General features: G+C 51.4%; 18 protein-coding genes. 12 read left to right on the top strand and 6 right to left on the bottom strand.

What is annotated here, in order from left to right:
* Nucleotides 1-359: 359 nt before the first annotated feature.
* The 10 genes from rpsF to C0081_RS08550 all read left to right on the top strand — a co-directional run bounded on the left by rpsF (nt 360) and on the right by C0081_RS08550 (nt 10,900).
* Nucleotides 360-830, top strand: a complete 471-nt coding sequence (rpsF, locus tag C0081_RS08595) for a 30S ribosomal protein S6 (protein ID WP_101533407.1) — start codon at nt 360-362, stop codon at nt 828-830.
* 14 nt (nt 831-844) lie between these two features.
* The gene (gene rpsR, locus C0081_RS08590) at nt 845-1,078 is read left to right on the top strand and encodes a 30S ribosomal protein S18 (RefSeq protein WP_096175597.1); all 234 of its coding nucleotides are present in this window, start codon (nt 845-847) and stop codon (nt 1,076-1,078) included.
* Between the two features lie 154 nt (nt 1,079-1,232).
* A complete protein-coding gene (locus tag C0081_RS08585) occupies nt 1,233-2,207 on the top strand; it encodes a DUF2232 domain-containing protein (RefSeq protein ID WP_101533406.1) in 975 nt (324 codons plus the stop codon).
* A 78-nt stretch (nt 2,208-2,285) separates the two neighbouring features.
* A complete protein-coding gene (gene rplI / locus C0081_RS08580; protein ID WP_101533405.1) occupies nt 2,286-2,906 on the top strand; it encodes a 50S ribosomal protein L9 in 621 nt (206 codons plus the stop codon).
* Nucleotides 2,907-3,329: 423 nt separating this feature from the next.
* A complete protein-coding gene (locus tag C0081_RS08575) occupies nt 3,330-4,817 on the top strand; it encodes a replicative DNA helicase (RefSeq protein WP_210200446.1) in 1,488 nt (495 codons plus the stop codon).
* 164 nt (nt 4,818-4,981) lie between these two features.
* Nucleotides 4,982-6,112, top strand: coding sequence for an alanine racemase (gene alr, locus C0081_RS08570; RefSeq protein ID WP_180966829.1), 1,131 nt, complete (start codon nt 4,982-4,984; stop codon nt 6,110-6,112).
* Nucleotides 6,113-6,186: 74 nt separating this feature from the next.
* Complete coding sequence (gene radA / locus C0081_RS08565) at nt 6,187-7,593, top strand: DNA repair protein RadA (RefSeq protein ID WP_101533403.1); 1,407 nt, start codon at nt 6,187-6,189, stop codon at nt 7,591-7,593.
* Between the two features lie 125 nt (nt 7,594-7,718).
* Nucleotides 7,719-8,324, top strand: coding sequence for a CvpA family protein (locus C0081_RS08560; RefSeq protein ID WP_101533402.1), 606 nt, complete (start codon nt 7,719-7,721; stop codon nt 8,322-8,324).
* A 345-nt stretch (nt 8,325-8,669) separates the two neighbouring features.
* Complete coding sequence (purF, locus tag C0081_RS08555) at nt 8,670-10,100, top strand: amidophosphoribosyltransferase (protein ID WP_245417914.1); 1,431 nt, start codon at nt 8,670-8,672, stop codon at nt 10,098-10,100.
* Between the two features lie 47 nt (nt 10,101-10,147).
* Nucleotides 10,148-10,900: an SDR family NAD(P)-dependent oxidoreductase gene (locus C0081_RS08550; protein WP_101533400.1), complete on the top strand. Its 753-nt coding sequence runs from the start codon at nt 10,148-10,150 to the stop codon at nt 10,898-10,900.
* Nucleotides 10,901-11,066: 166 nt separating this feature from the next.
* Here the strand turns inward: C0081_RS08550 and C0081_RS08545 are convergent, their stop codons facing one another.
* The 3 genes from C0081_RS08545 to C0081_RS08535 form a co-directional block, all read right to left on the bottom strand.
* The gene (locus tag C0081_RS08545; RefSeq protein ID WP_101533399.1) at nt 11,067-12,995 is read right to left on the bottom strand and encodes an ABCB family ABC transporter ATP-binding protein/permease; all 1,929 of its coding nucleotides are present in this window, start codon (nt 12,993-12,995) and stop codon (nt 11,067-11,069) included.
* Nucleotides 12,996-13,067: 72 nt separating this feature from the next.
* Nucleotides 13,068-13,439, bottom strand: a complete 372-nt coding sequence (locus tag C0081_RS08540) for an ArsR/SmtB family transcription factor (protein WP_101533398.1) — start codon at nt 13,437-13,439, stop codon at nt 13,068-13,070.
* A 208-nt stretch (nt 13,440-13,647) separates the two neighbouring features.
* Nucleotides 13,648-15,192, bottom strand: a complete 1,545-nt coding sequence (locus tag C0081_RS08535; protein WP_101533397.1) for a LysM peptidoglycan-binding domain-containing protein — start codon at nt 15,190-15,192, stop codon at nt 13,648-13,650.
* Between the two features lie 394 nt (nt 15,193-15,586).
* On the opposite strand from C0081_RS08535, the gene C0081_RS08530 reads away from it, so the two are divergent.
* Nucleotides 15,587-16,198 carry an LOG family protein gene (locus tag C0081_RS08530; protein ID WP_101533396.1) on the top strand — a complete coding sequence of 204 codons (612 nt, stop codon included), beginning with the start codon at nt 15,587-15,589 and terminating at the stop codon, nt 16,196-16,198.
* 192 nt (nt 16,199-16,390) lie between these two features.
* Nucleotides 16,391-16,852, top strand: a complete 462-nt coding sequence (locus tag C0081_RS08525) for a DMT family transporter (RefSeq protein ID WP_180966814.1) — start codon at nt 16,391-16,393, stop codon at nt 16,850-16,852.
* Nucleotides 16,853-16,865: 13 nt separating this feature from the next.
* On the opposite strand, the gene rarD is transcribed toward C0081_RS08525, so the two are convergent.
* From rarD to cysS, 3 genes are all read right to left on the bottom strand, one after another.
* Nucleotides 16,866-17,867, bottom strand: coding sequence for an EamA family transporter RarD (gene rarD / locus C0081_RS08520; protein ID WP_180966813.1), 1,002 nt, complete (start codon nt 17,865-17,867; stop codon nt 16,866-16,868).
* A gap of 20 nt (nt 17,868-17,887) precedes the next feature.
* Nucleotides 17,888-19,474, bottom strand: a complete 1,587-nt coding sequence (cimA, locus tag C0081_RS08515) for a citramalate synthase (protein ID WP_101533393.1) — start codon at nt 19,472-19,474, stop codon at nt 17,888-17,890.
* A gap of 79 nt (nt 19,475-19,553) precedes the next feature.
* Entirely contained in the window at nt 19,554-20,954 is a 1,401-nt protein-coding gene (gene cysS, locus C0081_RS08510) for a cysteine--tRNA ligase (RefSeq protein ID WP_101533392.1), read from the bottom strand.
* Nucleotides 20,955-20,959 lie beyond the last annotated feature (5 nt).

Below are 20,959 nucleotides of genomic sequence, written 5' to 3'. Positions count from 1 at the left end.
CCTGCAAAGCAGATAAGCCTAGTGTTGAAATAAGAGCGTTTACGTTTGCTACAGGACAGCCCAGCAACCCACTATTGCAGAATAATATGGGCAAACACACGGTTTTTGGCCTTGCACATTGGCAGAATTCGTCTATAAAGCGCCAATCAGCTTGGCGAGGCCGAGGGCTGAACGAAAGACTGTTGCCTAAATTCTTGCGAAATCAAGACCGATGGCAGTGGAGGGAGCATAAAGCGACCGCCTTTCTGTGTCCTCGCTCTTTAAAGCGAGTAATTCTCAAAAGAGCCTTGTCTTGAGGCTTTTTGGAGGCTTTGCGCCTGCCAGTTGATATACTGTAACCAATAGACAAGGTAGGAACAATGGCGCTGTATGAGCACGTTTTCCTTGCTCGCCAGGATATTTCTCAGCAACAAGTTGAGTCTCTGGTAGAGCAATATAAAACCCTGATCACCGAAGCTGGCGGCACCGTCGGTAAGGTTGAATACTGGGGTTTGAAATCCATCGCGTACCGCATCAACAAAAACCGTAAAGCACATTATGTTCTTATGAACATCGATTCTGCTTACGACGCTGTTGCTGAAATGGAGCGTCTGATGCGTATCAACGAAGATGTCATGCGTTTCATGACCATTCGCGTTGAAGAGCTTGAAGAAGATCAGTCTGCAATGATGCAGAAACGTGATCGTGACGACCGTGGTGGTCGTGGTGATCGTGGCCCACGTGGTGATCGTAATGATCGCGGCCCACGTGGCGATCGTGGTGACCGTCGTCCGCGCCGTGAAGAAACACGCGACGAAGCACCTGCAACACCAGCACCTGCAGCTGAATAGAAGGAGCAAGAAATATGTCTGGAGCACGTCGTCCATTTTTCCGTCGTCGCAAAACTTGCCCTTTCTCTGGCGATAATGCACCTAAGATCGATTACAAAGACATCCGTCTTCTGCAGCGCTATGTTTCCGAGCGCGGCAAAATCGTTCCTTCACGGATTACGGCAGTTTCTGCCAAAAAACAGCGTGAATTGGCTCGTGCCATCAAACGCGCTCGTTTCCTTGGCCTTTTGCCATACGTCATCAGCTAGTCGCTGAAGACAAGCATTTTGGTAAAGGGCGGATTCATTTTCGCCCTTTACCGGCTCTCTAAATCGAGACAAAAAATCCGTTGGGGTATGGCATTGTGACCTGCCTCTAACCGCCAGACAAAAGCCCAAGCGGGCATGCGGGACAGCAAATCGTATGAACCATTTCCTGATCATAGGCATTGTGGCCGGTCTTTGCACCGCCTTGCTCAACCTATCCGGTTATGCCGGTGGGGTGTTTGGTATTGGCTTCATTCTCGTTATGATTTCCCCACTTCCCGTCATGATCGCATCTCTCGGCTGGGGATCTTTCACAGGCTTGATCGCCGCCCTCACCTCTGGTGTTGTCTTGGCGTTGATGATCAGCCCGCTTGCAGGATTTCTGTTTCTCCTGCTTACCAGCATTCCCGCATGGTGGTTTACCCATTTGCTCGGCCTTAACCGAGTTGACGAAACCACCGGTGAGGCGGAATGGTTCCCCCTTGGCCGCCTGCTTCTCTGGATAGCCGGACTAGCTGCAATTGCCAGTATGGCGATGTTTATCCCGTTTGGCTTCAGCCTTGAGACCTACAATGACAGCATTGCGGCATTGATGAACCAAGTCTATAGCGCCCAACAGTCGTCAACGCCGGCTGCTGCCGGTGTCAGCCTGGACGATCTAATTGCCATCATCAGCCGTCTCGCCCCAACAGTTTCCGCATTGATGCTGGTCATCAGCACCAGCGCGAACCTCTATCTGGCGGCAAAAATCGTTGAAAAATCAGGACGCCTTGCACGGCCTTGGCCAAATCTGCACGAACTCACCACACCGGTAAGCGCTGCTTACATATTCATGGCTAGCCTCGCTGCTATATTTCTACTCAGCGGCCTTGCCGGTGTTTTTGCACAAATTGTCGCCTCCAGCTTCGGCGGAACTCTGTTGCTGGTCGGGCTTTCCGTCCTTCACTATCTCACCCGATTCTCAAAGACACGAACTGCAGTTCTCTGGGGCACATATTCTATGCTCCTGATCTTTCAATGGATCGGGCTATTTCTGGTCATTCTGGGCACAAGCGAAGTGCTGATCAATATCCGCTCGCGTGCGCCCAAAGGTCCCAAAGGACCTTCGGAACCACAGGATGGACCAAACTAAACAAGGTCGAAAGACCACAACCAAACCTAAAGATCTGCCGCCCCGCTTGGTCGGCGGCAACAACAAATGGAGACTAAAATGGATGTAATTCTTCTAGAACGCGTTGCTAAACTCGGCCAGATGGGCGAAATGGTTACAGTTCGCACCGGTTATGCGCGCAACTTCTTGCTGCCACAAGGCAAAGCAATCCGCGCAACAGAAGCAAACAAAAAACGTTTTGAAACAGAACGCGCCCAGCTTGAAGCACGCAACCTTGAAGCCAAAAAAGAAGCTGAATCTCTTAAAGAAACCATCGGTGAAAAAACGGTTATCATCATCCGTGCGGCTTCAGAAACAGGCCAGATGTATGGTTCGGTTTCAACCCGCGATCTGGCTGATTCTTTGACGGAAGAAGGCGTCTCCATCAACCGGTCCCAGATTTCTTTGGCCCGCCCAATCAAATCAATCGGCCTGCATGAAGTGACCGTTGTCCTCCATCCTGAAGTCGAACTGACCGTTACCGCCAACGTTGCACGCTCTCAGGATGAAGCCGAGCGCCAGCAAGCAGGTGAAGACCTTTCCCTCACCGAACGCGATGATGCGTTTGAGTTTGAAGATGATCTGGAACTTGATGAAGATCTGCTGGAAGAAATCGAAGGTGAGGAAGTTTCCGAAGAGCCAGAAGTTTCTGAAGAAGAATTCACCAAAGAAGCTGAATAAGCCAAACTTCTTGCACCGCTTTGCCTAGAGACACCCTCGGCGCCCAAGCGGACATGACACACAGAGAAAAGCCCGGTCCCAAACCGGGCTTTTTTATGCCAATAACAAATTGCTTGTTGTCAGTCAGAAATCCCAAACAACATCATTCTTTAAAAAGATCCGCGCATCGTGATGTTTGAAAAAGATCTAAGAGCAACACACCACCCAACAGCAATGTCGATCTCACCACTCTTAAACCTGATTCTGAAGTTTAGGTTCGGGACAGAAACGATTCTTTTGACTCACCAATCTCCACCGACGAGTCCAGCAAAAAGCTGTATAAAAAAGTTATGTCTGTTGATTGCCGTGAATAGTAATTTGGACACTTCTAATTATGTGCGTCCTGTGGCTATTTAAAAAACGACTGGAAGAATGAGGACGAGAATGGAAATTGCCGCAAAGCGCGACACCGCCGAAACCATAAGCACGCGTCATGCTCCACACAATTTGGAAGCAGAGCAACAGCTTTTGGGTGCGATTCTGGTCAACAACCAAACGTATGACCGCGTCGAAGCATTTTTGAAGCCACAGCATTTTTTCGATCCCAACTTGCAAGAGATTTTTGAGAAAACATCCGCTCTCATTCGTGCCGGTAAAATAGCATCTCCCGTAACACTCAAGACATTCTTTCCTGCAGACCATCTGGTCGCAGACATGCCGATTGATATTTACTTGCTGCGTCTGGCCTCGCAAGCGACATCCATCATCAATGCCGAAGACTTTGGCTTGCTGATTATGGATCTGGCCACCCGGCGCAATCTGATTGAAATTGGTACCGACGTGGTCAATGTTGCGTTTGATGCACCGATTGACATGCCTCCGCGGGCTCAAATCGAGGACGCAGAGAAGCGCCTGTTCGAGCTGGCCGAAAAAGGCGGATCAGACGGCGGTTTCAAAACCTTTGCGACAGCAGCAACCGAAGCCATCGAAATGGCCGAAGCCGCGTATAAACGCGATGGTCAACTGTCCGGCATAGCAACTGGCCTCAATGATCTTGATGCCAAAATGGGTGGTTTGCAACATTCCGATTTGATCATTCTGGCGGCGCGACCTGCAATGGGCAAAACCTCGCTTGTCACCAACATTGCCTATAATGTGGCCAGCGTCTATCGCTCGGAAGAGCAACCCGATGGCTCACTGAAAACGACCAACGGAGGCGTTGTCGGCTTCTTCTCGCTCGAGATGTCAGCGGAACAGCTCGCAACGCGTGTGATCGCTGAACAGGCGATGGTGTCTTCGGAAAAGATTCGGCGTGGTAAGGTCGATCAAAACGAATTTGCCCGCATCGCCCACAAAGCACAGGAAATGCAGGTCACACCCCTGCATATTGACCAGACAGGTGGTATTTCCATCGCTCAATTGTCGGCGCGTGCCCGCAGACTGAAACGCCAAAGAGGGCTGGATCTGCTAATCGTCGACTATCTACAACTTTTGAGTGGGTCCTCTGCCAAATCCTCACAGGGCCGCGTGCAGGAAATCACCGAGATCACGACCGGTCTAAAAGCCTTGGCCAAGGAGCTGGCTGTCCCCATCATCGCATTGTCACAGCTCTCCCGTCAGGTTGAATCACGAGACGACAAACGCCCTCAGCTGTCTGACTTGCGCGAATCTGGTTCCATCGAGCAGGACGCCGACGTCGTTATGTTTATCTATCGTGAGGAATATTACAAAGAACGTGAAATGCCCAAGGAAGGCACCGAAGAATTTTTCACGTGGCAGGCAGAGATGGAACGTTGCATGGGTAAAGCAGAAATCATCATCGCCAAGCAGAGGCACGGACCCACAGGCATCGTGCCGGTTGCGTTCCAGCCAGAATTCACCCGCTTCTCCGATCTGGCGCAGGACGACTATATTCCCGAGGCCTACGAATAACGCTCGCCAGCCTCTAGGAAGAGTGGAAATAGCGACAATTTGGCACTGCGGGCGGCTGTTCAAGCAGACCATTTTGGAGGATGATCGAAAGAGATCTTCTATGCCCTAGGACCGAAAGCCAGATCATGACCCAAAGCATCATGCCCTCTCCTCATGTCACCTTCTTGTCAGCACCGGACGAAAGTGTCGCGGGAAACATCCTGAGCGTCGACCTTGCTGCCTTGGCAGACAATTATCAGCTCCTGGCAGAAAAAAGCGGCGCGGCAACGTGCGCGGCGGTGATCAAGGCCGATGCCTATGGGCTTGGGCTGGAACAAGCCGCCAAAGCCCTATGGGCAGCAGGGTGTCGCACTTTTTTTGTCGCGTTGCCTCAAGAAGGAGCCAGAGCGCGTTCCGTCCTGCCCGATGCGATGATCTATGTGCTGAATGGTTTGGTTGGCGATAGCAGCGCTGTCTGTGCAGACTATTACAACAGTTTTTCCCTAAGGCCGGTGCTGGGTAGCTATGAAGAGCTGGATTTGTGGGAAACCTATTGTGCCAGCATTGCCACACCATTGCCCTGTGCACTGCATTTTGATACCGGCATGAACAGATTGGGCCTCGGCCGCAAGTCTGCTTTCATGCTGTCCGAAAAATGGAAGCAAAATCCACCAAGCTTTATCATATGCCTGATCATGAGCCACTTGGTCTGTTCAGATCAGCCACACCACCCGCTCAACAGCCAACAACTGGACCGATTCCGCTCGATCAGGGCCTGTTTCCCCGATGTTCCCGCATCATTGGCCAATTCGGCAGGAATATTTCTTGGGCCGGACTATCACTTTGAGCTCACCCGCCCGGGCATTGCGCTGTATGGAGGCCTCGCGATTGGCGACCATCCCAATCCTATGAAGGTTGTTGCCACCGTAAAAAGCCGCATTCTAACCACGCGCAATGTCCCCAAGGGATGGTCAGTCAGCTACGGCGCACAAGAGATCACCAAACGAGACAGCCGGCTTGCGACATTATGTATTGGCTATGCCGATGGATATTTGCGTGCAGGCGGCAGTTCTGATGAGAAAAAAGGCGCCAAAGTCTGGATCAATGGCTATGAAGCGCCGATCATTGGCAGGATCACCATGGATCTGACCATCATCGACGTGACCGACATACCCCATGAAACTGTACGGCGAGGAAGCTGGGCAGAAATATTTGGTGAACACATCCCGTTAGATGACGTTGCCCACCATGCCGGCACCATCGGTTACGAGCTTCTGACAAGTCTTGGCTTGCGCGCCCTCCGTCGCTATCTATAACAGATATGGGCGTTTGATTCCCCTCAGCGCAAAACATCCAGCCACAGCCACCCTCAATGTCAGGAACACCGCCTATGGCCCGCCAAAAATCGACCTTTGTCTGCCAGTCCTGCGGTGCTGTGAGCAACCAGTGGGCTGGAAAATGCGAATCCTGCGGCGAGTGGAACTCCATAACACAAGAAACCGAGGGCTCTGGCGTTGGCGGCTCACCCAACACCATACGTGGTAAATCCGGACGCATCGTTGAGCTGGTGTCTCTATCTGGGCAGGAAAAGCCTGCTCCCAGAATTGTCACTGGCGTGGCCGAACTTGACCGGGTCACAGGCGGCGGCTTTGTTAAAGGCTCAGTGTTGCTACTTGGAGGAACCCCTGGCATCGGTAAATCGACCTTACTCATTCAGGCTTCTGCTGCATTGGCTCAAAATGACCATAGCGTTGTTTATATTTCGGGCGAGGAAGCCATTGATCAGGTTCGTTTGCGCGCTGCGCGCCTCGGCCTTTCGCAAGCCACTGTTCAATTGGCTGCGGAGACTAGTGTTGAAGACATTCTCACCACACTCACCGCAGGGCCTCCGCCGGATATGGTGGTGATTGATTCGATCCAAACCTTGTGGACCGACAGCGCCGACAGTGCCCCGGGAACAGTCACTCAAGTGCGGGCCTCAGCGCAAGCTATGATTCGCTACGCCAAACAAACCGGCGCGGCAGTGATTCTGGTCGGGCACGTCACAAAAGACGGCCAAATCGCAGGACCGCGCGTTGTGGAGCATATGGTTGACGGCGTGTTGCAATTCGAAGGCGACGCAGGCCATCAGTTCCGCCTGCTGCGCGCACTTAAAAACCGGTTTGGCCCCACAGATGAAATCGGCGTGTTCGAAATGACCGGCGGCGGATTAACCCAAGTGGCCAACCCTTCGGCAATGTTCTTGGGAGAGCGCAACATTTCCACCCCCGGAGCCGCAGTCTTTGCCGGAATGGAAGGCTCTCGCCCCTTGTTGGTTGAAATTCAAGCCTTGGTGGCCCAATCACCGCTCGGCACCCCGCGACGGGCCGTTGTCGGTTGGGACACAAGTCGCCTGTCTATGGTTCTTGCTGTTCTTGACGCCCATTGTGGCGTACGTCTTGCCGGACATGATGTCTATCTCAACGTCGCAGGTGGCCTTAAAATAACCGAGCCTGCAGCAGACCTTGCCGTCGCAGCGGCGCTGGTGTCCTCGCTTGCGGGGGTCGCGTTGCCATCAGAATGTGTCTATTTCGGCGAAGTCAGCCTATCGGGAGCCATCCGACCAGTCGCGCACGCACCGGCCCGAATCAAGGAAGCGGCCAAACTTGGGTTTGTAAGCGGCGTTATTCCTCAGGCATCGTTGAAATCAACAAAAACAGCAGAATTGGACCTTTCGAGCTTAGAAACACTCGCAGATTTGGTCGCTCGTATCGCTGTGGGTTCACAATTGACCACGGATGAGGCCAACGAGGATTGAGAAGTTGACCAAAAAGCCTTGCTCTTGCCCCCTTCATGGTCCTATAGAGACAATCAAACGCGTTCTTTGCCGAGATCTGTTGGCAGAACCACCCGCGCACCGCTAGATAACAGGATGAAATTCTAATGCCCATCACACTCCTTGACGGGATTTTTCTTATCGTCTTGCTGATTTCCGCCTTCCTTGCCATGATCCGCGGCTTTGTGCGCGAAGTCCTTTCCATCGGTGCTTGGTTGGCTGCAGCATATCTGACTGTCACCATGTTCGAGCATGTGCTGCCCTACGTCCAGACATACCTGCCTCAGCCTATCGTGGCACAAGGCGCGACAGCTCTGGGGATTTTCCTGATCACCTTGATCGTGGTATCCTTTATCACCATGCAAATTTCCGATTTTATATTGGACAGTCGCATCGGCGCCTTGGATCGCACGCTCGGTTTTGTATTTGGTGCCGCACGTGGTGCTGTTTTGATGGCCGTTGCGATGATCTTCTTCAACTGGTTCGTTCCTGAAGACAAACAACCGACTTGGGTTGCGCAGGCCAAAGCCAAACCCCTGTTGAACAGCGTTGGTGAACGTTTGATCAATCTGTTGCCGGATGATCCCGAAGAACAATTGCTGGAAAAGCTCAAGCAAAGACGTGAAGGCACGGCCGACACTGACGATACAAGCTACAAGAACGGTGAAGCCACTGAACTTGATAATCTGGTTGGCAATAGCAGCAATAACTAAGTTCGCCTTGGTAAAAATTGTCACGGCAACCAAAGCATTGCAGACGAAACAGCTTAGCTGTGGTAGAAAAGATTTCAATGGAATGGCGGGTACAACCCGCCATTCTCATTTTTACGGGTTAGTGCATCATATTTGCGCTCGATTGAGCGCTTGATGCTCTAGACATCAGATCATAGCGCCGCGGGATTAGTGCCCCGCACAACAAGGCAGTGTGATTTAGACGAGCAGCAAAAGGACCTCTCGCTCATGTCGGTTAAGGGACAAACCCCAGCGTCTCACTCTCTCCCACTGACTGAATCCAACAGTCAGATCACACCAACCAATCACACAGACGATGATTGGAACATGGAAGGCGACACTCTGCATGAGGAGTGCGGTGTTTTTGGCATCTATAAAACACCCGATGCAGCAGCTCTTACGGCATTAGGGCTGCATGCCCTGCAGCATCGTGGTCAAGAAGCAGCAGGCATCGCAACCTATGACGGCGAACACTTCCATTTAGAACGACGGTTTGGTCTCGTTGGGGATAATTTCTCCAATGCGCACACGTTGGAACGGCTGCCCGGCACGGCTTCCATCGGACACAATCGATACTCAACAGCTGGCGGCGCTGCCCTGCGCAACATTCAGCCGCTGTTTGCAGAACTTGAAGGTGGCGGCATCGCCGTTGCGCACAATGGCCAGTTCACCAACGCCATGACCCTGCGCAAATCGTTGATCAAACGCGGTGCAATCTTCCAGTCAACGTCCGACTCAGAAGTGGTATCACAGTTGATTGCCAAAAGCCGCGAGTCAAACATCGTAGACCGCTTCATTGACGCAATTCGCCAAATGGAAGGCGGATACGCATTGATAGCCCTCACCCGCAAAAAGCTCATTGGTGCACGCGACCCTATTGGTATTCGTCCTTTGGTTCTGGGCGATTTGAACGGCTCTCCCGTGCTTGCATCCGAGACATGCGCGCTGGATATGATCGGTGCAAAATTCGTGCGGGATATCAAAAATGGCGAAGTGGTTGTCTGCACCGACGAAGGCGTAGAGAGCTACCATCCCTTCCCCGATGTCCCCGCCCGCCTCGATATTTTTGAATATATCTATTTTTCACGCCCTGACTCGGTATTTGATGGTAGATCGGTTTATGACGTTCGCAAGGCTCTGGGCCGTGAGTTGGCCAAGGAATTGCCGCTAGATGTCGATGTGGTTGTTCCTGTCCCCGATTCGGGTGTTCCAGCCGCATTAGGCTATGCACAAGGCGTTGGCATACCATTTGAACTGGGCATCGTCCGCAATCACTATGTCGGCCGAACCTTCATCGAACCAACACAACAAATCCGCGCATTAGGTGTTCGCCTAAAACACTCCGCCAACCGCTCACAGGTTGAAGGAAAAAGGATCGTTTTGGTCGACGACAGTCTGGTTCGGGGCACAACCTCTTCGAAAATCGTACAGATGATGCGCGATGCAGGCGCGACAGAAGTGCATATGCTTCTGGCTAGCCCGCCAATCACCCACTCAGACTATTATGGAATCGATACACCTGATCGGGCCAATTTGCTTGCCGCACAATATGATCTTGAAGGCATGCGCAAATATATTGGCGCAGATTCACTTGGCTTTATTTCCCTTGATGGTGTCTATCGTGCCTGTGGTTATGCCAAGCGTAACAATAAATCACCGCAATTCACCGACCATTGCTTCACCGGCGACTATCCAACCGCTCTGGTAGACATTGAAGGGGCCGAGGACCATCGTGCAGGCGGGTTGCTGAAAGAATAAGCCCTGAATGTCAACAGACAGGGCGTGCCAAAAGAAAGACAGACGACATGACAGAAAAACGTCTTGAAGGACGTGTGGCTGTAGTGACAGGCGCATCACGGGGCATTGGCTGGCAAGCAGCAATCGCCCTCGCACGCGAAGGTGCGCATATCATTGCTGTTGCCAAAACAGTTGGCGCATTGGAAGAGCTTGATGATGCAATCAAGGCCTTTGGTGGCGCCACCACGCTCGTGCCGCTTGACCTGATGGATTATGAAGGCATAGATCGCCTTGGTGCCGCTATCTTTGAGCGGTGGGGCAAACTCGACATATTGTTTGCCAATGCCGGTTTGCTCGGTGCTGTCACGCCGTTGGGCCATGCAGATCCTGTAAAAGACTGGGACAAGGTTTTGGGTGTGAATCTGACGGCCAATTGGCGCCTTATTCGTTCATTCGACCCTTTACTACGACAGTCAGATGCAGGTCGCGCCCTGTTCATGACCTCCGGTTCTCCACACAAATGCAAACCATACTGGGGTGTTTATTCCGTATCCAAGGCTGGCCTTGAAGCCCTTGTACGCACCTACGCAGGTGAAACCGAACAAACCAATATGCGCGTAAATTGTTTCAATCCCGGCCCGACACGCACCGGTATGCGCGCCAAAGCCGTTCCAGGGGAAGATCCAAAAACCCTGCCCCACCCAAGCGAATTGGCTCCCTATATTGTTGATTGTCTGGTGCCCGCCTGTACAGGCCACGGCCGAATGTTCAATTACCCATCCAAAAGCTGGAAAGACTACGGAAGCCCGCTGATCGACTAACATAACGTCGTTCATGTCCCATCGTTATATTAGTTATCAATTACTTACATCGGTTTGTTTGCGCATTTCACCCAAAAGGCGCCACCGGAATCAAAAAATGAGAAAGCCGTGATAATCTTATGAATTATCACGGCTTTTTATTTATTATTCCATAATCTTGAATCGCCTAGTCAATCTTTTCAATCTCTCGATCATGGCTTGGCAAGAACCCGAATTCATCGCCCTGCATTGCCTGCCGCAAACGCTCTTGTGCTTCACTGGCTTCACGCTGACGATCCCACATAGACGCATATAACCCGCCTTGTTCCAGCAGATCCGCATGCCGACCACGTTCACGGATTTTGCCCGCTTCAAGAACAATGATCTCATCAGCACCGATGACAGTCGACAACCGGTGTGCAATCACAACCGTAGTCCGATTTTGCGATACTTCATCCAGAGCGGTTTGAATTTCTTGTTCTGTATGACTATCCAATGCAGACGTCGCCTCATCAAGCACCAGGATAGGTGGCGCTTTGAGAATGGTTCGCGCAATAGCCACACGCTGCTTTTCACCACCTGACAACTTCAAACCACGCTCCCCGACCTCGGTTTGGAAACCGGCTGGCAAGCTGGCGATGAAATCTGAGACTTGAGCCAGTCGAGCAGCTTCGACAATTTCACTTTGCTCCGCATCAGGACGTCCATAGCCGATATTATACAAAAGCGTGTCGTTAAACAGCACCGTGTCTTGTGGCACCATTCCAATATTATGCCGCAGGCTCTGCTGCTGCACGTCTCTCAGATCTTGCCCGTCGATGGTGATAGAGCCATCGGTTACATCATAAAAACGGAACAGCAACCTTGAGATGGTCGATTTACCCGCACCGGACGGCCCGACAATTGCAACAGTTTTCCCTGCAGGCACCTCAAAGCTAACCCCCTTCAGGATTGGCCTGTCAGCATCATAATGAAAAGACACATTGTCAAACCGCACAGCCCCACCAGACACAGCAAGGGGCGCAGCGTCAGTCTTATCGATCACTTCAGCAGGTTGGCGCATCAACTCAAACATGGCTTCCAAATCCACCAAACCTTGTTTGATCTCGCGATGCATGAAACCGAAAAAGTTGAGCGGAATGAACAGCTGCATCAAAAGCGCATTAATCAGTACAAAGTCGCCAACCGTTTGCGTGCCATCGATCACCGCCCGCGCCGAAAGCGCCATACACACGGCCATGCCAATAGAAAAGACCGTGATCTGGCCAAAGTTCAACCAAGCCAAAGAAACCCATGTACGAATGGCATTCTTCTCATAAACGGCCATAGATTTGTCAAACCGCGTTGCTTCACGCTCTTCGTTGCCGAAATACTTGACGGTCTCGAAATTCAACAAACTGTCGACCGCTTTAGAATGTGCATCATTGTCGGACTCGTTCATCTTGCGCCGGATATCAATCCGCCAAGAACTCACCTTCGCGGAAAAAACCACGAAGACCACCACCATTACCACGACAACCAGCAGATAAACGAAGTCGAATTCATAGGCGATGACGATTGCCATAAAGATGAATTGCAACAGTGTCGGAAATGCATTGAGGATCGTATGCCGCACAACAGACTCAATGCCCTTGGTGCCGCGCTCAATGATCCGAGACAAGCCCCCCGTGCGGCGCTGCAAGTGAAACCTCAATGACAGGTTATGCATATGCCGGAATGTTTCATTCGACAGATTGCGTACCGCATATTGCCCAACACGAGCAAACAAAGCATCGCGCATCTGATCAAAGCCGACATTCAAGATCCGCCCCACACCATAGGCGGCGACCAGCATGATTGGAATGCTCAACCATGCAATCATGCCAACGCCGTCAGCTGCATTGGGTTGCGTCAAGGAGTCAGTCGACCATTTGAACAAATAGGGTGTTAGCACATTGACGGCCTTGCCAAAAACCATGGCAATCATAGCGACCGCCACCCTTGTCTTTAAATCTGAACGATTTGTTGGCCAGATATAAGGCCACAGATTGCGTAGGGTTCCAAATGCGGACGCTTCTGCATCAACGCTTTTGGCCTTAGTGCCTGCCGGTTTAGCGATAGGGGGTGTTTGCACCATAAATACTTGGTCCTGAGGTTGGCGGCATGCAACCGCGCATTCTATTCGAAATTGGTCTGTCAGATATCGCCTTCAATCAGACGGCTCGTGAGAGCCAAATTGTGCGAAGAAAAGATCATTGGCTGAGGAGAGCCATTTGATTTTCTCTTGGTTGATCCGATAGTGAGACTGCTGTCCTGCCGTTTCCAATTCGATGAATCCACACTCTCGCAAAACCTTCAGATGTTGGGACACCGTCGATTGAGCCAAAGGCAACGCAGAGCAAATATCACCGCAACAACGGCTGCTTTGCTTACCTATCTTGGACAGAATCATCAACCGAACTGGATGCGACAAAGCTTTGTAGGCCAATGCCAAATCTTCCACATTCGAACAACACGCGTTCTGCGGCTCTGTTAGGTCCATTTCCAGAGGGATAGAACTGAGGCGCGTATCACGCATCATGTGTCCAATCGTTGAGATATTGGTTTTGAGGTGGGGCGTAAGAAACAGTCTTCATCGTAATTGTGCGATAAATAGACCAAATCATTGCACATAGCAAGAGTTCATCGAAAAAATACGATGAACTCGCACAAAAAAGCGGCCCGGATTTTTCCGAGCCGCTCCATATTTTGCTTCACCATTTCAGCGACCCAACCGAACGCAACGCGCCCTATTGGGCAACTTGTTCGCTGGCACCAGCAGATTGCTTCGTTTCCGGCGCATCTTCGATCGCATCAAAGTTTGTTTCCCAATCAGCCTCACCCTGCGGCAATTCAAAAACTTGCCCCGGATAGATCCAATGGGGATTGCGAATCTGAGACGCATTGCTGTCATAAATCGTGGAGTAGCGAATACCGGCACCATACACCCGACGGGCAATCTCCCACAGATTGTCGCCGCGACGAATAATGACTTTCTTGAGCTTCACCTCTTCAGAAACAGCATATGCCGCACCCTGATCCGGTTCGGGCGTTTCCGCCGCCCCTTCCCCGCTGACAGCAGCCAAAGGAGCTTGTTTTTTGGAGAATGTTACTTCAGCGCGTGTCGCGACAGAACCAGTTTTGGGATCAAACAAATCAACCCGCGCCTGATGTGTACCGGGCTCCAAACTCAACTTACCGTCAAACAAGAACCGACCAGTCTCTCCGCTTTTGCTATCGGAAATAGCGCGATTATTAACATAGAGACGAACGGCAGATCCGGCTGGCTCTGCAGCGCCAGCGACAAACAAGACATCCCCTTCCAATTCAACCGCTTCAATAGAAACGACCATTGATTTGGATGCTTCGGGCTTTTGCTCAGGAGCCTCGGCCTTATCAACCGGCTCTATGACGTCTGGCTTTATTGTCGGAACAACGGGCTCAGCCACTGTCTCGGCCTCATTGGAGGCAACAACAGGATCGGAAGCTGGCTCAACTGGTTCTGCCGCCAAAGGTTCAACCACTTCAACTGCGGGTGGGATGGCATCCTCGACCTTCGCGATTGTTTCAGCATTTTCTGACGGGCTAGCAACGTCTTTGACAGTTTTTTCGATGCTTTCTGCGACAGGTTCCACCACTTGCTCGACTTCAGCGACAACTGACTTGGTATCATCAACAGCTGCAACGACAGGAGTTTCAGCAACCGTTTCAACTTGAGACGTTGATTTGGCAATCTTGGCCAAAACCTTTGAGGCTTGACCCGGCTCGGTCTCGACAACAAGAAGCTCGCCTTTGCCATCTTCAGGCAATGCCACGGTCACATTGCTCGACGAAGTTAGTGTGTTTGAATTGTCCTTGGACACCGCTGACAATGAAAGGTCGGAAACACCTTCATTCAGCGCCTCCTCCAACACCATGACCCATTCACCGGTGTCATTTGCCACAGCGCTGGAAATCACGGCATCACCGTTCTTCAGTTCAACTTTCCAACCAGGACTGGCTTTGCCCGCCACCAATGTCTGACCATCTGGCTGAACGCGCACAATATCAAACGATGGCACTTTGCTTTCAGGAACGGGGTCATCAGCAGGCCCTGTTTCTGTTACATCGACGGCAACATCAGGCTTTATCTCAGTAATTTTGGGTGCCTCAACAGGCGCGGTCAGAACTGCAGCCGGTGGAGTGGACACTTTAGCTTCGTCCCCAAAACCGAGTTGATCACCAAACACGACAACTCCAGCAGTGACTGCGGCGATGCCACCGCCAACGGCGAGTAGTAGAACAAGTGGGTTCATTCTTTAATCACACTTCTTTTTTGCCATCCAGTGGCCTATGCCTATCACAATTTTCCGCAATAAAACGGCTGTTTATCGCGCATTTGCACCGCAAATGAGCAAGCTTGGGGAAATTGCCAAGACAAATCGCATTTTTTGCCGTCACCATCTCGTAAACGAGAGATTCTCTCAATACTTATGCTGAGAAATAGCCCTTTTTTGCGCTATGGGCAAGATATAGCCCTTATAGAGCACAATCGCGGCATTTCCGCGACTCACTTTTTGAGCAATAAAGAACAAAAACATTGTTCTGATTGCCCTCGTCTCCCCTCATGGAGCCGCCGACTCCCCGACGCTTCGGGGATAGGTTCGTATTTGCCTTGACGGAACTCGCAACCAATGCCACATAGATTTTATGGCTATTTTGAAAAAAATCTGCGTTTATTGCGGCTCTGGTCGCGGCAACGATACCGCTTATTCTGAAGCTGCGCGTCTTCTCGGCCGCGACATGGCGAACCAAGGCATAGACCTTGTTTATGGTGGCGGGTCTGTCGGCCTGATGGGCATCACCGCAAAAAGCGTCCTCGACAATGGTGGCAAGGTCACGGGAATCATACCCGGCTTCCTGCAAGAGCGGGAAGTCATGTTAGATGCAGTTCAGGAACTGATCGTTACCGAAGACATGCATGAGCGCAAACGCAAAATGTTTGAAAGCGCTCAGGCGTTCATTGCTCTTCCCGGCGGCATCGGAACATTGGAAGAGTTGGTTGAGATGCTCACATGGGCCCAGTTGGGCCGCCACAAAAAACCAGTACTTCTCGCCAATATCAATGGCTTTTGGGATCCCCTCATGCGGCTGCTGGATCATATGCGCGAAGAAGAGTTTATTCGTTCGGGAATGGAAGTCTCCTTCCTATCCACGTCTAAACCAGAAGAAATGGTCTCACTGTTGATTGATGCAGCCAAAGCGCTGCCTGACACGGCCTTCATTGATGAGAGTGAAGGGCACGATCTCAAACGTTTCTAGATGAGCAGACTTGCGGACAAACGATCTCGTATTGAGATCCTATCCACATGCATTGATGCCAAATTGACAACGAATTGATATGCCGCACGGCAAGTCGGATGCTTTGGGTATAGGGCTTCAATGTGGCTTATAGGATGGCAACAATGCCTTCATATGAGCCGACAGAACTCACAAGCACCCTTTGAGGCCCCGATGAACCAGATTGCCATTTACGGAATGATAACCGCTTTGATCGTTGGACTGGTCGTCGGATTCCAAGGGATTCTAGGGGCCCGTGTCAGCTTGGCAGACAATGCCATCAGTACCGGATTGGTGATGTATGTGGCAGGTGGCTTGCTGGCGGTACTGTTTCTCGCAATGCTTTTTCCCACGGGTCATCTAACCATCGCTCCGCTTGGCGGCATGCGCATCGTGCTAATGTTATTGGGTGGTCTGGCGGGCGTCATCATCGTAACAGGATCAGCCTTTGCCTTTGCAAAGATCAGCCCCGCTGCGGCCGTCGCATTGATCATATTCGGCCAAATGCTGCTTGCGCTTATCGCGGACTGTTTTGGTTTGACCGGTCAAGAACCTCAACCAATAGACTTGCGCCGCGTTGCAGGATTATTGCTTTTAGCCGGATCCATTTGGCTCCTCATCCCCCATCGGGACTAGGCGTGACGCACAATTAGGCTTGCAGTGCGCGTTCATTCCGACGCTGCCGCGACGATAAAATCGCATCGTAGGAATACACAAGCACAGACAGCCAGATAAGCGCAAACGTTGCCAGTTTGCTCATTGAGACATCTTCTTGCAGTACAAAAACAGCGATCAAAAATTGAATGGTCGGATTCATATATTGCATGATCCCAAGCGTTGAAAGTCTGAGGCGTTTGGCGCCAGCTGAAAACCACATCAAAGGCAAGTAGGTCACCACGCCCGTAAACAACAGCAACAAACTTGTCGTCGGGTCAGCAATGGATAAATGCCCCTCACCGGTCATTTGAACATAAATCACATAGCTGATCGCAAAGGGCGCAACAAACAGCAGCTCAATCAACAGCCCCAAATTGGGCCCCACTGGCACAATTTTGCGCAAATAGCCGTAAGTGCCAAATGTAAAAGCTACAACGAGTGACACCACCGGTAGCGTGCCCAGCAAAACCAGCTGCAACAATATGGCGGCCACCGCCAGAATAATCGCAGCGATTTGCAGCCGGGACAGGCGCTCTGACAGAAAAACATATCCCATCGCAACATTGAGAAGCGGTACAATAAAATATCCAAGGCTGGCTTCTGTCGCATGGCCGACACTTACGGCCCAGATATAGGTCAACCAATTGATGGAAATCAGTACACTGGTTGCCAGCAACACCCAAAATACTTTGGGGTTTATCAAGGCCAACCAGACTTCACCCCAGCGTTTGCGCACCAGAAAAAACAGCCCCAGCAGTAGCAGCGACCATGACACCCTGTTGGCCACCACCTCAATAGAAGGCACATGCGATAGCGCAGCATAATAGAGCGTCAGTGTACCCCAAGAGCCGTAGGCTGCAAAAGCGGCCAACACCCCAAGCCGGGCCTCTTTGTCCGACCGGTCGCCATAAGACGTAGGCCCATTAGCAGGCTGCTCACCTGAAAAATCAGAAGGTTGGCTCACATCGGCTCGATTCTGTTGTCGGGCAGGCACCACCTGCCAACACCTGAAATTTAGGGATATTTAAAAAGCTTGAAGGTGACGGAATCGACCAAAGCCTGAAAAGAAGCATCCACAATATTCTCGGAAACCCCGACTGTAAACCAGCGATGCCCTGCACCGTCACAGCTTTCAATCAAAACACGCGTTATCGCACCAGTACCACCATTTAGAATGCGCACTTTATAATCAACCAGCTCCAAACTGGCGATACTCTCCTGAAGATGCCCCAGATCCTTGCGCAGGGCGATATCCAGCGCATTTATCGGGCCTTTGCCTTCAGCCACCGACATCCGTGTCTCGCCATCAATGTTGATTTTGACCACCGCTTCGGACATGGAAACCAACTCACCCAAAGCGTTATAGCGTCGCTCGACCCCGACGCGGAAACTTTCAACAGTGAAATACTCAGGCACAGACCCCAAATGCCGACGCGCCAGAAGCTCAAGAGAAGCACCCGCACCTTCATAGGAATAGCCAACGGCTTCGCGCTCTTTAACTCTGGCAAGAAGGTCGACCAGACGCGGATCTTTTTTATCCGCTTCGATGCCCATCCGCTTCAGCTCTTCCATCAAGTTGGACAGTCCAGCCTGATCAGAAACCAATACTTTGCGTTGATTGCCCACAATGTCGGGGGCAACATGCTCATAGGTATGGGGGTCTTTCAAAATGGCCGATGCATGAATGCCTGCCTTGGTGGCGAAAGCGCTCGCCCCCACATAGGGCTGATGCCGGTCTGGCGATTGATTAAGCAACTCATCAAACTGGCGCGAAACCGATGTCAAATTGGCCAGACCTTCATCGGACACACCAATTTCAAAATGCTCTGCAAATTCATCTTTCAGTTTCAAGGTTGGAATGAGAGAAATCAGATTGGCATTGCCACAGCGCTCACCAATGCCATTCAACGTACCTTGAATCTGGCGAGCACCGGCCCGTACAGCGGCCAATGAATTGGCGACCGCTTGCTCGGTGTCATTATGTGCATGAATGCCAACGTGAGAGCCCGGCACCACGGTCATAACATCTTGAACAATGTCGTGGATTTCATGAGTCAATGTGCCACCATTGGTATCGCACAACACAACCCAACGGGCACCGGCATCATAAGCCGTTTTTGCGCATGACAGCGCATAGTCACGGTTAGCCTTATAACCATCAAAGAAATGCTCACAATCAACCAGTGCCACCTTGCCTGCATTGATCACGGCTTTAACCGATTCAGCAATGCCTTCAAGATTTTCTTCGTTGGTGCAGCCCAGCGCAACGTCGACGTGATAATCCCAGCTTTTGGCTACAAAGCAAACAGCATCCGAAGCAGAGTTGATCAACGCCTGTACGCCGGGATCATTCTCTACCGAACGTCCGGCTCTCTTGGTCATGCCAAAGGCAGTAAAGGCGGCTTTTTGCGTGCGTTTTTTCTCAAAAAACTGATCATCTGTTGGATTGGCACCAGGGTACCCCCCCTCAACAAAATCAACGCCCAATTCATCCAGAATACCGGCAATCACAATTTTGTCTTCAACGCTGAAATCTAGGCCGTTGGTCTGAGCACCATCCCGCAGGGTGGTATCGAACAGATAAAGACGTTCTTTTGTCATGCTAATGGATCCTGAATGCGATTTGATATGAAGCTTTGTCGGGGATAAATCGCACCCCCAACCATCGTGTGTGAAGGGTTTACTTTCCCATATTCCATTCTGTGGTGAACAGTCCGGTCTTTTTGTCCTTGCTGTCCATCAACACAACCCCCAAGGCAACCAACTGATCTCTCAGTTCGTCGGACTTGGCAAAGTCTTTGTTGTTGCGAGCATCCAGGCGTTCATCAATGAGCACCTGAATGGCGGCATAGTCGACAGTGCCGGCATTGGCAGCTCTCCAGTTCGCCCATTCTACGGGATCTTGAGCCAGAACCCCCATCAACTGCTGTAAAGATGCTTTGAGAGAGGCCGCAGCTTTCTTGTCACCCGCTTGAGCCCTAGTACGCAAACTATGCAATTCAGCAAAGGCCTTGGGCGTATTGAGATCATCCGCCAACGCAGCGACCACAGCAGCATCAGGCTCGGACGCATCGATATCGGCCGTCAGCGCATACCATTGATCAAGCATTTTTTTGGCTTCCCGGACACCGTCCGCTGTCCAGTTGAACGGCTTGGTGTAATGGGTCGCCAACAAGGCAAGACGAATTGCTTCGCCGGGCCATTGATCAATCAAGTCATGCACGGTGGTGAAATTGCCCAGAGATTTGGACATTTTCTCGCCCTCAACCTGAACAAAGCCATTGTGCATCCAAATGTTAGCCATCGTCTTGTTGCCATGGGCACAGCGAGACTGCGCGATTTCGTTCTCATGATGAGGGAACGCCAAATCAATCCCGCCGCCATGAATATCAAATGTCTCACCCAAATGCTTTTCACTCATGGCCGAACATTCAATATGCCAGCCCGGGCGTCCTTCACCCCATGGGCTTGGCCAGCTTGGCTCGCCTTCCTTAGAAGGTTTCCACAGGACAAAATCCATAGGATTGCGCTTATATGGGGCCACTTCAACGCGGGCGCCGGCGATCATGTCGTCAATGGAACGGCCGGACAACTTGCCATAGTCATCCATGCTATCGACAGCAAACAGCACATGGCCTTCAGCGGCGTAGGCATTGCCCTTCTCAACCAACGTGCCGATCATGGCCAACATGTCGTCGATATGCTCAGTCGCACGTGGCTCGATGGTTGGACGCAGGGCCCCCAAAGCATCCATATCGGCGTGATAAACCGCTGTGGTTTCATCCGTCAGTTCACGGATCGAAATACCACGCTCGGCAGCCCGTGCGTTGATCTTGTCATCCACATCAGTGATGTTGCGCACATAGGTGACATGGCTCTTTCCATAAACATGGTTGAGCAAGCGAAACAGCATGTCAAACACCACCACAGGACGGGCATTGCCGATGTGAGCGGTGTCGTAAACGGTCGGACCACAGACATACATGCGCACATTGTCAGGATCAATCGGCGAAAAGACTTCCTTCTGCTTTGTCATTGTATTGTAAAGCATCAAAGTCAGCGGTTCGGCATGTTTGGTCATAGACC

The sequence above is a fragment of the Cohaesibacter celericrescens genome (assembly GCF_002866925.1).
In the GTDB taxonomy this organism is placed as follows: Bacteria; Pseudomonadota; Alphaproteobacteria; order Rhizobiales; family Cohaesibacteraceae; genus Cohaesibacter; species Cohaesibacter celericrescens.
This window is presented reverse-complemented; position numbering and strand designations above follow the sequence as displayed.

Bases quoted from the DNA above. Each gene is read 5' to 3' on its own strand.
- C0081_RS08560 (WP_101533402.1), top strand. From the start codon at position 7,719: ATGCCCATCACACTCCTTGACGGGATTTTTCTTATCGTCTTGCTGATT.
- C0081_RS08585 (WP_101533406.1), top strand. From the start codon at position 1,233: ATGAACCATTTCCTGATCATAGGCATTGTGGCCGGTCTTTGCACCGCC.
- C0081_RS08530 (WP_101533396.1), top strand. From the start codon at position 15,587: ATGGCTATTTTGAAAAAAATCTGCGTTTATTGCGGCTCTGGTCGCGGC.
- rpsF (WP_101533407.1), top strand. From the start codon at position 360: ATGGCGCTGTATGAGCACGTTTTCCTTGCTCGCCAGGATATTTCTCAG.
- radA (WP_101533403.1), top strand. From the start codon at position 6,187: ATGGCCCGCCAAAAATCGACCTTTGTCTGCCAGTCCTGCGGTGCTGTG.
- C0081_RS08525 (WP_180966814.1), top strand. From the start codon at position 16,391: ATGAACCAGATTGCCATTTACGGAATGATAACCGCTTTGATCGTTGGA.
- cysS (WP_101533392.1), bottom strand. From the start codon at position 20,954: ATGACCAAACATGCCGAACCGCTGACTTTGATGCTTTACAATACAATG.
- rpsR (WP_096175597.1), top strand. From the start codon at position 845: ATGTCTGGAGCACGTCGTCCATTTTTCCGTCGTCGCAAAACTTGCCCT.
- purF (WP_245417914.1), top strand. From the start codon at position 8,670: ATGGAAGGCGACACTCTGCATGAGGAGTGCGGTGTTTTTGGCATCTAT.
- cimA (WP_101533393.1), bottom strand. From the start codon at position 19,474: ATGACAAAAGAACGTCTTTATCTGTTCGATACCACCCTGCGGGATGGT.
- C0081_RS08545 (WP_101533399.1), bottom strand. From the start codon at position 12,995: ATGGTGCAAACACCCCCTATCGCTAAACCGGCAGGCACTAAGGCCAAA.
- rplI (WP_101533405.1), top strand. From the start codon at position 2,286: ATGGATGTAATTCTTCTAGAACGCGTTGCTAAACTCGGCCAGATGGGC.
- C0081_RS08540 (WP_101533398.1), bottom strand. From the start codon at position 13,439: ATGATGCGTGATACGCGCCTCAGTTCTATCCCTCTGGAAATGGACCTA.
- C0081_RS08550 (WP_101533400.1), top strand. From the start codon at position 10,148: ATGACAGAAAAACGTCTTGAAGGACGTGTGGCTGTAGTGACAGGCGCA.
- C0081_RS08575 (WP_210200446.1), top strand. From the start codon at position 3,330: ATGGAAATTGCCGCAAAGCGCGACACCGCCGAAACCATAAGCACGCGT.
- C0081_RS08535 (WP_101533397.1), bottom strand. From the start codon at position 15,192: ATGAACCCACTTGTTCTACTACTCGCCGTTGGCGGTGGCATCGCCGCA.